12 protein-coding genes are annotated in these 12,861 nt (G+C 38.0%); 7 read left to right on the forward strand and 5 right to left on the reverse strand.

Going from position 1 to position 12,861, the window contains the following annotated elements:
* Window positions 1–72 precede the first annotated feature (72 nt).
* From nadC to ACZZZC_RS07860, 3 genes are all read left to right on the forward strand, one after another.
* The gene (gene nadC / locus ACZZZC_RS07850; RefSeq protein ID WP_463485562.1) at window positions 73–915 is read left to right on the forward strand and encodes a carboxylating nicotinate-nucleotide diphosphorylase; all 843 of its coding nucleotides are present in this window, start codon (window positions 73–75) and stop codon (window positions 913–915) included.
* 48 nt (window positions 916–963) lie between these two features.
* A complete protein-coding gene (gene plsY, locus ACZZZC_RS07855; protein WP_463485563.1) occupies window positions 964–1,611 on the forward strand; it encodes a glycerol-3-phosphate 1-O-acyltransferase PlsY in 648 nt (215 codons plus the stop codon).
* Between the two features lie 96 nt (window positions 1,612–1,707).
* A complete protein-coding gene (locus tag ACZZZC_RS07860; RefSeq protein ID WP_463485564.1) occupies window positions 1,708–2,511 on the forward strand; it encodes a M48 family metallopeptidase in 804 nt (267 codons plus the stop codon).
* A gap of 175 nt (window positions 2,512–2,686) precedes the next feature.
* On the opposite strand, the gene ACZZZC_RS07865 is transcribed toward ACZZZC_RS07860, so the two are convergent.
* From ACZZZC_RS07865 to ACZZZC_RS07885, 5 genes are all read right to left on the reverse strand, one after another.
* Window positions 2,687–3,946: an anthranilate synthase component I family protein gene (locus ACZZZC_RS07865; protein ID WP_463485565.1), complete on the reverse strand. Its 1,260-nt coding sequence runs from the start codon at window positions 3,944–3,946 to the stop codon at window positions 2,687–2,689.
* 229 nt (window positions 3,947–4,175) lie between these two features.
* Window positions 4,176–5,456 (reverse strand): adenylosuccinate synthase, encoded by a 1,281-nt coding sequence (locus ACZZZC_RS07870; protein WP_463485566.1) that lies wholly within the window; start codon window positions 5,454–5,456, stop codon window positions 4,176–4,178.
* A gap of 38 nt (window positions 5,457–5,494) precedes the next feature.
* The gene (locus tag ACZZZC_RS07875; RefSeq protein WP_056851415.1) at window positions 5,495–5,989 is read right to left on the reverse strand and encodes a Fur family transcriptional regulator; all 495 of its coding nucleotides are present in this window, start codon (window positions 5,987–5,989) and stop codon (window positions 5,495–5,497) included.
* 147 nt (window positions 5,990–6,136) lie between these two features.
* The gene (locus ACZZZC_RS07880; RefSeq protein WP_463485567.1) at window positions 6,137–6,823 is read right to left on the reverse strand and encodes a hypothetical protein; all 687 of its coding nucleotides are present in this window, start codon (window positions 6,821–6,823) and stop codon (window positions 6,137–6,139) included.
* A 63-nt stretch (window positions 6,824–6,886) separates the two neighbouring features.
* On the reverse strand, window positions 6,887–9,094 hold the full coding sequence (locus ACZZZC_RS07885; protein ID WP_056851414.1) for a RelA/SpoT family protein: 2,208 nt from the start codon (window positions 9,092–9,094) through the stop codon (window positions 6,887–6,889).
* 110 nt (window positions 9,095–9,204) lie between these two features.
* On the opposite strand from ACZZZC_RS07885, the gene ACZZZC_RS07890 reads away from it, so the two are divergent.
* The 4 genes from ACZZZC_RS07890 (at window position 9,205) to ACZZZC_RS07905 (ending at window position 12,681) form a co-directional block, all read left to right on the forward strand.
* Complete coding sequence (locus ACZZZC_RS07890) at window positions 9,205–9,819, forward strand: DUF4294 domain-containing protein (RefSeq protein ID WP_463485569.1); 615 nt, start codon at window positions 9,205–9,207, stop codon at window positions 9,817–9,819.
* A 4-nt stretch (window positions 9,820–9,823) separates the two neighbouring features.
* On the forward strand, window positions 9,824–10,342 hold the full coding sequence (locus ACZZZC_RS07895) for a glutathione peroxidase (protein ID WP_463485570.1): 519 nt from the start codon (window positions 9,824–9,826) through the stop codon (window positions 10,340–10,342).
* Window positions 10,342–11,058 carry a bacillithiol biosynthesis deacetylase BshB1 gene (bshB1, locus tag ACZZZC_RS07900; RefSeq protein WP_463485571.1) on the forward strand — a complete coding sequence of 239 codons (717 nt, stop codon included), beginning with the start codon at window positions 10,342–10,344 and terminating at the stop codon, window positions 11,056–11,058. Before ACZZZC_RS07895 ends, bshB1 begins: the two co-directional genes overlap by 1 nt.
* A gap of 258 nt (window positions 11,059–11,316) precedes the next feature.
* Complete coding sequence (locus ACZZZC_RS07905; RefSeq protein WP_463486892.1) at window positions 11,317–12,681, forward strand: acyl-CoA dehydrogenase family protein; 1,365 nt, start codon at window positions 11,317–11,319, stop codon at window positions 12,679–12,681.
* Window positions 12,682–12,861: the final 180 nt, after the last annotated feature.

The raw sequence follows: 12,861 nt of genomic DNA on the forward strand, positions 1-12,861 counted from the left end.
CTTCGGTTTAAATCTGTCAGTAAATTGTCTGCTAAAAAATAATTCTTATTTTTGCCCCTTAAAATCTGTATTTTGGATATTCAACTTATACACCAGTTCATAAAAAATGCATTAGCTGAGGATGTTGGCGATGGCGATCATACTTCATTATCAACTATTCCAGCCGGAACATTAGGAAAGGCCAAATTGATTATCAAAGAAGATGGCATTTTAGCGGGTATGGAACTAGCAGTAGAAATTTTTAAAGAGGTAGATGCCGATTTAAAGGTTGATGTATTGATCAATGATGGAGCAAGTGTTAAATTCGGAGATATTGGTCTAACGGTAGCAGGAAGTACACATTCCATTCTCATTGCAGAACGCTTGGTATTAAATTGCATGCAAAGAATGAGCGGGATAGCAACTAAAACCAATCGCATTGTTTCGCTTTTAAAAGGGACGAAGACTCAAATATTAGATACACGTAAAACGACACCTGGTTTGCGTTATCTGGAGAAATGGGCCGTAAGGATTGGTGGAGGTGTAAACCATAGAATTGGTTTGTACGACATGATTTTGATTAAGGATAACCATGTGGATTATGCTGGCGGAATTTCAAATGCAATTGGAGCTGCTCAACAATATCTTAAAGACAACCAAAAATCGCTACAAATCGAGATCGAAGTGAGGAATATTGAGGAATTGTCTGCAGTATTGGCCATTGGTGGTGTTGATCGTATCATGTTGGATAATTTTAGCTTTGATAATTTAAGAGCTGCCATAAAACTCATAGATGGTAAGTTTATCACCGAAGCATCGGGTGGAATTACAGAAGAGAACGTTGCTGAATATGCAGCCTGTGGTGTAGATTTTATATCAATAGGTGCACTTACGCATTCTGTTAAAAGTTTAGACATTAGTTTAAAGGCATACTAAATGATTTGCTATAAAATGGAAGGCTTATTTTTTGTATCATTGTAGGCTATGGTTACGGTTTATTCTCTCAGTGCATTATTAGTTGCCTATCTTTTTGGATCAATACCAACTGCTGTATGGCTCGGTCAGGCGTTTTATGGCGTTGATGTAAGGGAATATGGAAGTGGAAATGCAGGTGCTACCAACACATTCAGGGTGTTGGGTAAGAAAGCTGGTATAGCCGTAATGATTATTGATATTGCTAAAGGCTACACCGCTACCAATTTAGCTTATCTCATAGGTATGTCCGTTACTGGTCCAGAGACCTCCGTTGTATTTATCAATTACAAACTTGCCCTAGGCGTTACAGCCGTGATGGGGCATTTATTTCCTGTTTTCGCCGGTTTCCGTGGGGGCAAAGGCGTTGCTACTCTTTTTGGAATGATTTTGGCAGTTAACTTCGAAGCATCTATGCTTTGTGTTCTGGTTTTTGTGGTTGTGCTATTATTAACGAAATATGTATCCTTAAGCTCCATTTGTGCAGGTTTTACATTTCCATTAAGTGTCGTTTTTTTGTTTCAGGTTTCTATAAAATCTGAAGTGTTATATGGAATGGTTGTATGTATTTTGATTTTAGTTACCCACCAAAAAAATCTCGAGAGATTGCTTAAAGGCAAAGAATCAAAAGTGTATTTGTTTAAGAAAAAAACTGGTTAATTAACAAAAACACATTCACTCAAAACATATTTGTTGTCTTGCTGTTTACTAATTCAGCTTGCAAAACAAGTATCACTGATCATTTAAATTCTCAATATGAAAAAGTTATTTTTAACAGCAAGTGTTGCTGGTATTCTATTATTTAATTCATGTTCTACAGTTCCATTAACTGGTAGAAGCAGACTTAGTTTGGTAGACGATAGTTCATTGCAACAACAAGCTGCAATAGGATATCAACAATTGTTAAGTGATCCTCAAACTAAAGTAGTTGCATCTAACAACAGCAACGCCGCTATGGTAAAGCGTGTTGGGCAAAAAATTGCTGCTGCCGTAACTCAATATATGAACCAGAATGGTTATGGCGAACAGATTAAAAATTATAAATGGGAATATAATTTAATCGATAGTAAAGAAATAAATGCCTGGTGTATGCCAGGGGGAAAAATTGCTGTTTACACAGGTATTTTACCTGTAACGAAAGATGAAGCGGGTTTGGCTACCGTAATGGGTCATGAAGTTGCACATGCTATTGCTCAACATTCGGCCGAGCGGGCTTCGCAAATGCAGGCAGCACAAGTAGGAGGTGCATTAGTCGGCGCTGCATCTTCTAACTCAAAATACGCAGATTATATTAACCAGGCTTATGGTATAGGTGGACAATTGACTATTTTAAAATACGGTAGAAATCAAGAGTTGGAAGCAGATAAAATGGGTTTATCATTTATGGCAATGGCCGGTTATAATCCTAGTACAGCGATCGGTTTTTGGCAGAGAATGGCACAAGCAAGTGCAGGTTCGCAAAAACCACCAGCATTTTTAAGTACTCACCCTACAGATCAATCTCGTATTGCACAAATACAAAGGGATTTGCCAGAGGCAATGAAGTATTACAAGAAATAGAGTATAAAGTGTAAAGTAAAAAGTATAAAGTAAAAAGTTAAAGGTGGAAAGATTTGCTCAGCAAAATTTCCACCTTTTTTATTGAGGTGAAAACAAGTTATTTGGCCTGCTGTTTTTGACTAACGACTAACGACTAACGACTAACGACTAACGACTAACGACTAACGACTAACGACTAACGACGGCCTAGTACTTTCAAAATTGCACTAGCCTTAAGTAAACATTCTTCGTATTCTTTCTCAGGATCGCATTGGTAAGTTATTGCTCCGCCAACCTGAAATGATAAGTATTTGTTAGCTGCATTATACAGAATACTTCTAATCACTACATTAAAGTCGAAATCTCCATTAGGGCTGATACAGCCAAATGAGCCTGAGTAAACTCCTCTTTTTGTTTTCTCGTATTGTTCGATCAGTTGCATGGCTTTAACTTTGGGTGCACCAGTCATTGAGCCCATTGGGAAAGCATTTCGGATGGCATCGATAAAATGAACCTCAGGATCGAGCTGACAACTTATAGTCGAAACCATTTGATGTACCTGTGGGAAACTGTAGATGCCGAACAGCTCTTCCACTCTTACTGAACCTTTAACCGCTGATTTGGTTAAATCGTTGCGAACCAAATCTACAATCATCACATTTTCTGACTGTTCCTTCACGTCGTTTCTGAGTTGGATTTTGATATTCTCGTCTTCACTTGGATTATCACTTCTCCTCGCCGTACCTTTAATGGGTTGCGAAATTAACTTTGGTCCCCGTTTGCAAAGAAAACGCTCTGGTGTAGCTGATAAGATATATTGATTGTACACTTTGAAATATCCGGCAAAAGGAGTAGGAGAAATCTCATTTAAAAGGCTGAAAGTTTCCACAGGGTTAATTTCTGCATTCTCAGCAAAAAACTCCTGACAGAAATTGACTTCGTAGATGTCGCCACGAAGAATGTGGTTTTTGAGTTTTTCGACGCTTTCTGTATATTGATTTCGGCTAATTCTTTGGTTAATGTTTACCTGCTGTTTTATAACCTTTTCTGTTAGATTAAAATTATTGATTTCATCTAACAGTGAATCGGATCCAATTAGAACATTCGCTTTACCGTCTCTACAGGCAATTAAATACTTTGGGATAAAAAAGTATAAATCTGGGAAATTTAAGTGATCGATGTTATTCGATTGAAGGTCTTCAATTTCATTTTTAAGGTCGTAGCTGAAGAAACCCAACATCCATTGTTTGTCTTTTTCATAAAACACTTTCAATGCTTCAAAAGCATTTTTGCTAGAATGTTGTAACTCTTTTTGAACACCAGCAGCGATAATAAAATCGTATGCCGAATAAGTATCTAAATATTGGTTTGAATCTAAAAAGCAGCAAACTTCGAATTGGTTTGCCCAATGCAAAGCTTTTTGTTTAAAATCAGATTTGGTTTGTGAGGTTTTCAAGCTGCGGCAAAGGTAACTAAACCCGACATAAGAGGAAAGCTCCCGCTGCACATTCTTTCAATTTCCAATCAGCTTTCAATCGGGACTTGAAACATTGGCGGGAGTAACGTTAATAGTAGTGGTTGCTGAGCTTTCCAAATAAAAAAAGCAACCCAAAATGGATTGCTTTAATGTTTTTATGGTTAGCTAATGAAACGATCTCTCCGTTACACTCGAGATGAGTAGCCTACTAGCGTAATTCTAAAGTTTGTGCTCTATCTGGTCCTACTGAAAGGAACTTAATTGGCACTTCTAATTCTTTTTCCAAGAATGCGATGTAATCGTTCAATTTCGCTGGAATTTCTTCAACAGAAGTAATTTTAGTTACATCTGTAGCCCAACCTTCAATTGCTTTCAACACCGGTTTTGGTTCAATTGAAATGATATCGTAAGGCATGTAATCGATGGTTTCACCATTATATTCGTAATGGGTACAAGCGTAAATTGTATCGAAAGTGTCCAATACATCGGCTTTCATCATAATTAATTCGGTAACACCGTTCAGCATGATCGCATACTTTAATGCAGGAAGATCGATCCAGCCACAACGACGGGCACGGCCTGTAGTTGCACCAAATTCGTGACCTAAAGCACGAAGGTTTTCACCCACTTCGTTATCTAATTCGGTTGGGAAAGGACCGCCGCCAACACGCGTACAATATGCTTTGAAAATACCGTAAACTGCACCAACTTTGTTTGGCGCAATGCCTAAACCTGTACAAGCACCTGCAGTGGTAGTATTGCTCGAAGTTACGAACGGATATGAACCGAAATCAACATCTAACAAGGTACCTTGCGCACCTTCGGCCAAAACCGCTTTTCCTTCTCTTAGGTATCCATTAACAAAATGCTCGCTATCTACATGAGGTATACTTTTCAAGAATTCAATTGCTTCAAAGAAAGAGGCTTCTTTTTCAGTCAAATCATATTCAAAACCTTCATAATGCGAAAGGATTTCAGTATGTTTCTCTACCAACTTGGTATAACGCTCTTTAAAATCAGGAAGAGTGGTATCACCAACGCGTAAACCGTTACGGCCGGTTTTATCCATATAAGTTGGACCGATGCCTTTTAATGTCGAGCCGATTTTATTCTTGCCCATCCGAGCCTCGTTAGCGGCATCCAATAATTGGTGGGTTGGTAAAATTAAGTGTGCTTTACGGGCAATCACCAATTTGCCTTCAGCAACTGGATCATGACCAGCTTTTTTTAAATTATCTAGCTCTCTTTTTAAAATGATTGGATCGATAACTACGCCATTACCAATAAGGTTCATGGTTTTTTCGTTGAAAATTCCTGATGGGATAGTATTTAAAACGAATTTCTTGCCATCGAACTCTAAAGTATGTCCGGCATTTGGGCCACCCTGAAAACGGGCAATAAGATCATATTTTGGACTGAGTACATCAACGATTTTTCCCTTTCCTTCGTCGCCCCATTGTAGGCCGAGAAGTACATCTACTTGCGTCATTATTAAAAATTTAATCTGGTTTTATTTTGTGGATTGATTTAATTTGCTTCAAGTTTTGCCGCTCCGGCGGTTTCATTTACTTTTCTGGCCATGCTGCAATCTGAGCAAAAGCCATAAAGGTTTAACGAATGGTGTTTTACGTCAAATTTTAAAAGATCACCCACCATCGTTTGAATTTGGTGAATACGGGGATCGCAAAATTCTACTACCTTTCCGCACTCAATACAAATCACGTGATCGTGTTGACGATAGCCATAAGATTTTTCGAATTGCGCCATGTTTTTACCAAACTGGTGTTTGGTAACCAGGTCACACGAAACCAATAATTCCAGCGTGTTATAAACCGTAGCACGGCTTACGCGATACTTCTGATTTTTCATGTGGATGTACAGGGTTTCAACATCAAAGTGATCGTTTCGGGAATATATTTCTTCCAGGATAGCGAAACGCTCAGGTGTTTTGCGTAGATTTTTGTTCTCTAAATAAGCCTCAAAAATCTTGCGAACGAGCTCATTTGTATTTTGTTCAGACATAGTTTTTAAACTCCGTTCAAAGGTAGTTAAATTGTTTGACTGTTTAATTTTTAGATTGTTGAAATGTTGTAAGAATAGTTTGGCTGATCTAAGCTTAAGTGTTTTAAGGATATAAAACGACCCACTAACTAAGCGCAAGTATTAAAATTAATACCGACAAATCATATTCCCTTTAACCAATACCAAAACATAAGTGTTGTTTTTTATTTTTTTTAATTTGAAAGAACATTTGTAAGTGCAGTTCTCGCCTTCCTTATTTCTATAGTAATCTTCCGAGGTAATATTTTTGTATTTGTCTAATAACAGCCCATTCTCATTTCTAAATTCCAGGTCTCGTTTTTTAAAAGATCCTATATCTTCAGCTAAATGCCTTATTTTGCTTTCATCGACCAAGTTTGCTTTACCAGCGGCTAAATCCAGTGCATAAAGTTTGCCCCGAAAATGACCGTGACTATGCGTAGAAGTGAGGTAAACAAAAGGGTGATTTACTAGATGTACCAACTTTATATCTCCCGCATGGTAACCATCGTAATCATAAGTAAACAAAACCAGTTTTTTGTTACCATTCTCCATGTAGATCGTTGCATTCCCATCGCCATAATCATAAGTAGTGCGGTCAAAAATAATTGATTTACCATTGAGATTCCCTAACAGAATATCTTTCTCTTCAATAACTTTGGTTTCATCATTCCATGATTGTACCGTTTTTACCTTCGTATTTTTTTCAGAAGTGTTTAAAATCGAGGAAGTTTTATTTTGCTGAGAAGATTTGTTAAGTGCTTTTTCCTTACACCCAAGTGCAACTAATAGGAGCAGAAACATTAGTGTTTTCATTTACCTTAATGTTTTAAAATAGCTAAAGCATTCTTCAGTCCTTTCAACTTTAATCTCAATTGGCTATGCATCAAACCGGGTTACTCCTGTAACGCCTTTCACTTTTAACAAGTTCCGAATAAGGTTCTCCAAATGTTCGGTATCATTTACAAAAATCATAATAGAACCGTCAAAAATTCCTTCGTTGGTATCAACCGTAATTGATCTCATGTTAACCTTAAAATCTGTTGAAATTACCCTGGTGATGTTATTGATCAATCCCACATCATCAATTCCAACAATACGCAAGCCCGTTAAGAAAGTTAATTCCTGCTGTTTATTCCACTTCGCTTTTACCACGCGGTAGCCGTAATTAGCCATCAGTTGTGCCGCATTCGGGCAATTTGTCCTGTGGATTTTTATGCCATCACTAACCGTAATAAAGCCAAAAACGTCATCACCAGGGATGGGATTGCAACATGCAGCAAGAGTATAATCAATACGCTGCATGTCTTCGCCAATCAAAAGAATATCAGAATCACCGCCTTTAATTTTATTCTTGATCCCATCAACAGATAGGTTTTCAGGGCGTTCTGGTGCACGGCTCTCTACTTCTTTCTCCGTATTTAAATACTCCTTAATGTCTTTAAGCTCAATTTTACCTAAAGCCACATTAACAAAAAGCTCTTGTGTTGATGGCAGTTTAAAGAAATAACTCAGTTTCTGCAAGTTGTCAGTATTGTAAGTAATCTTCAACGATTTCAGTTTACGTTCTAAAATCTCCTTACCGTTATCAGCAATTTTGCGTTTTTCTTCTTTTAAAGATGATTTAATTTTTGACTTTGCCTTCGCCGTAACCACAATATTCAGCCAGTCTTCTTTCGGTGTCTGCTTACTGGAAGTGATAATCTCTACCTGATCTCCATTTTGGAGCTTGTAAGAAATTGGCACTAATTTATGGTTAACCTTCGCTCCAATACATGTAGCGCCCACGCCGGTATGAATTTCAAAGGCAAAATCTAAAGCTGTAGCACCCAAAGGCAATTGAATTAATGCTCCTTTTGGTGTAAAGATGAAAATCTCATCCGAAAACAGATTCATTTTAAAATCATCAAGAAAATCCAAAGCATTGGCTTCAGGATTATTGAGCATTTCTCTAACTTTTTGAATCCATTGATCCAAACCGTTATCATTGCTCGATTCTTTGTATTTCCAGTGAGCTGCAAAACCTTTTTCGGCAATTTCATTCATCCGTTGCGTACGGATTTGAACTTCTACCCATTGCCCACGAGGCCCCATTACGGTGGTGTGCAAACTTTCATAACCATTTCCTTTAGGAGAAGAAACCCAATCGCGTAAACGATCGGGATTAGGGCGGTATAAATCTGTAACAATCGAATAAGCTTTCCAACAATCGGCTTTTTCGTTTTCATAAGCGCTATCCAAAATAATTCTAATGGCAAAAAGATCATAAACTTCCTCGAAAGGAATGTTTTTCTTTTTCATCTTATTCCAGATCGAATGAATAGATTTTGGGCGGCCATACACATCAGCTACCAAACCCTGTTCGTGAACAATTTCATCAATTGGCTCAACAAATTTTTTGATGAATAATGCCCGTTCTGCCTTTTTCTCGTTTAGTTTTTTAGCAATAAATTTATAGGTATCAGGATCAAGATATTTCATCGAAAGATCTTCCAATTCTGATTTTATAGCGTATAAACCTAGTCGATGGGCGAGTGGCGCATATAAATAAATCGTTTCCGAAGCGATTTTAAGTTGCTTATGGCGAGGCATAAAATCCATGGTGCGCATGTTATGCAAACGATCTGCAAGTTTGATCAAAATCACACGAACATCATCCGCCAGCGTAAGCAACATTTTACGGAAATTCTCTGCCTGCAAAGAACTATTAGTATCGAAAACGCCTGAAATTTTGGTTAATCCATCAATAATTTTCGCGGTTTTCTTGCCAAATTCACGCTCAATATCTTCTAAAGTAATGTCAGTATCTTCTACCACATCGTGAAGCAGGGCACAAACAATTGAAGTAGTACCTAAGCCAATTTCTTCTGCAGCAATTTGAGCCACAGCAATTGGATGGTAAATATAGGGCTCGCCAGATTTACGACGCATGTCTTTATGGCTTTCCAATGCCATATCAAAAGCTTTTCGAATCTCTTTTTTATCTCCTTTTTGCAAGGTAGATTTGCTTGCCCTCAGTAATGCCCTATATCTTTTAAGAATCTCTTGCTTTTCCGCCTCTAAATCAATCACTAACTCTGTTTTCATTTGTTTTTTTTGCGTAAAAATTTTCGTCTTATCTGTTAATAAAACTTATATTAGTTCTGTTGAACGACTAATATATGAAATAACACCTAACTTTGTGAAGGTATAAATTTATGAAATTTAAAGGGCTAATCATTCTGTTTATTGTCATGATTTTTAGTGAAAAGCTAAAAGCTCAAGACCCTGTCCAACCGGTTTTTCCAAAACTGGGTAAAGCAGATACCATTCGTGTAGCATCAACAAATGATAATGGTGTGATGATACCCTGGATGCAGTTGTTGGATGTGAGCATTTATGGAAACAGGATATGGAAATCGCCTGCAGAGAAAGCAGCCTATAATCGCTTGCGCTACAACGTTTTAAAAGTAATGCCTTATGCTAAATTCGCGAAGCGGAGATATGAGCAATTAGAAGAGGAAATAGCAAGAACACCTGAAAAAAGAGAACAAAAGAAATTGGTTAAACAGTGTGATAAGGAAATTAAAGACATGTTTAACCGTGAAATAAAGGAGTTAACCATTACGCAGGGACAAATACTTACTAAGCTTATTGACAGGGAAGTTGGCCGAACCACTTATGATATTGTTAAGCAAACCAAGGGTGGGTTCGCTGCGTTCTCTTATCAGATTGTGGCCAGAGTAGTGGGGCATAATTTAAAAAGCACCTATAATCCTAACGAAGATAGAGATATAGAATCGATCATTCGTACTTCTGGATTTTATCAATAATCTAATGCAAAAAAGCATTCCCAATATTTATTCCTTTAAAGTTAAGAAGATCAGTGGTGAAGATCAGCCTTTATCGGCTTATCGAAATAAAGTTGTTTTGATTGTAAACACTGCGTCTGAATGTGGCTTCACGCCGCAGTTGAAAGAGCTGCAGCAATTGAAGGACGAAATCGATCATCCTGACTTCGAGATTTTGGGTTTCCCTACGAATGATTTTGGCAAACAAGAACCGCTAGATGGATCAGATATAGTCAGTTTTTGCGAAGTTAATCATGGCGTAAAATTTCCGGTTTTCGATAAAATTATGGTCCGTGGCGCAAATGCGCATCCACTTTATCTCTTTTTAAGTGAGAAGAAGCAGAATGGTAAGCTAAACGCTAAACCCCGGTGGAATTTTCATAAATATCTTTTGAATAGAAAAGGAGAGTTGGTTGATTTTTATTTTCCATTCACTAAACCTTTGAGTTCAAAAATCAAAAAGAAAGTCCATCAACTATTGAATGAAAATTCCAATCATAAATAATGAAGTTAGATATTTTAGTAATAGCCGTTCATCCTGATGATGCAGAACTTTGCTGCTCAGGAACTATTTTAAAGCACATTGCCTTAGGTAAAAAAGTTGGAATTGTAGATTTGACACGTGGTGAATTAGGAACCCGTGGAACCGCAGAAACCAGAGATGAAGAAGCCGCAGATTCTGCTAAAATTCTAGGCTTGCACGCCCGCGAAAATCTTCGGCTTCGCGACGGATTTTTTCAAAACGATGAGTCTCATAGGCTCGAAGTGATCAAAATGATCAGAAAATATCAGCCTGAAATTATTTTAAGCAATGCACTCGAAGATCGTCACCCAGATCATGGTAGGGCAGGAGATTTGGTGTACGATTCTGTTTTTTTATCAGGACTTCCTAAAATAGAAACTGTGTTAAATGGTGTAAACCAGTCGGCTCACCGACCAAGATTGCTATTGCAATATATCCAAGATCGTTATTTAAAGCCAGATATTATCGTTGATATTTCTGATCACATGGATAAAAAAATTGAATCCATTAAAGCTTTCAAAACGCAATTCTATAATCCTGATGTAGACGGCTTGCAAACCTATATTTCTTCGCCAGAGTTTTTTGAAACCGTAATTGGTCGGTCGAGGGAGTTTGGTAAAAGCATTGGCGCTACTTTTGGCGAGGGTTTTACTTCAAGAAAGTTGTTGGGTGTTGAGAATTTATTTGACTTGAGGTAAATTTCATTATTTTCCAACATACTTTTAAAGATTTGAGGTTTTTTATCTATTCAGTTTATTAGACGGTCGTCATGCTGAATTTATTTCAGCAACTTAAAGCGATAGGTTCAGCTAACTGTCGATTAAATAATTCAGCGAAATTCTGCAAGTTGTTATTACTGCTTCCTGCATGTAGCTGGATTCATCGTTCCTCATGATAACGAAATAGGATAATCCAACAAAAGCGTCACTCATTTGTTATTCTCAAAACGAATAATAATGGCGAATATATTCTCTTCACTTAAAAATGCATACAATCTCTTCAAACACGTAGATTTTGCTAAGTTAGATGCTTTATCGAAAAAAGTTGACTTGCCTAAAATGGTCGAAACCATTTCAAATCTTGATGATAAGCAAATATCGGGAATGATGAAAATGATGGGTGGAGGCTCTGGTAAAAAGAAAGAATTACCACCAATTGAAGGTGATTTTTATCACTTGGGAGATGAGGCCTTGAAGGATGAAGACAGGGCTTTGCAATTAAAGGTGAGGGCTTTTTTAGAAAAAGAAGTTAAGCCAATTGTAAATCACTACTGGAATAAGGCAGAATTCCCCTTCGAAATTATCCCCAAACTCGCTGAGCTAAACATCTGTGGCTTAACTTATCAAGGTTATGGCTGTCCCGGAAAATCGAATTTAATGGAGGGCATTTTGGCTATGGAAATGGCCAGAATCGATACTTCGATATCTACCTTTTTTGGGGTTCAAAGTGGTTTAGCCATGGGTTCTATTTACTTATGCGGCTCGGAAGAACAAAAACAACAATGGCTGCCACTTATGCAGCAATTTAAAATTATAGGCGCCTTTGGTTTAACAGAGCCTGAAGTAGGCTCAGCTGCTGCAGGCGGTTTGACAACAACCTGCAGAAATGTAGGCGGTAAATGGATTTTAAATGGACAAAAGAAGTGGATCGGTAATGCAACTTTTGCCGATATTTTAATCATCTGGGCTCGTGATGAAGCCGACAATGAAGTAAAAGGCTTTATCGTAAAAAAGGACAATCCAGGTTTTGCAGTAGAAAAGATGCAGGACAAAATGGCCCTTCGCATCGTTCAGAACGGAATCATTACGTTAACCAACTGTGAAGTGATGGAGGTTGATCGCTTACAAAATGCCAATTCATTTAAGGATACAGCAAAGGTTTTACAAATGACAAGAGCAGGTGTTGCCTGGCAAGCCGTTGGCTGTGCCCGTGGTGCCTACGAAAATGCGCTGGAATATACCAGAACTCGAAAACAATTCGGGAAACCCATTGCGTCGTTTCAGTTAATCCAGAATCATCTGGTAGAAATGTTATCGAATTTAACTGCGATGCAAACGCTGTGCTTTCGGCTGTCGCAATTGCAAGATCAAGGCCTGTTGAAAGACGAACATGCCTCGCTAGCGAAGGTTTTCTGCTCCTTACGTACCCGTGATGTAGTGAGCAAAGCCCGCGAAGTAATGGGCGGGAATGGAATTTTATTGGAATATAATGTGGCTCGCTTTGTGGCCGATGCAGAAGCCATTTACTCGTATGAAGGTACTAAAGAGATTAATACACTAATTGTAGGTAGAGCGATTACCGGCTTTTCGGCATTTGTATAAGGCACGATGAATTTGTTACTTGGTGTTTGATTTGGAAATGAAAGTCAGTCTTTCATAGATCCTTTAGTCCCGCCATTCGCTGTACTCCCGATGAAAAATCGGGAGCTGCCGCTTCTGTCTGGTTTATTTAATGTAGTTCTGTTTTTCAAACGGTGGGTATATTTACCCAAAAGCATCAAA

It is taken from the genome of Pedobacter sp. AC212 (genome assembly GCF_979258625.1).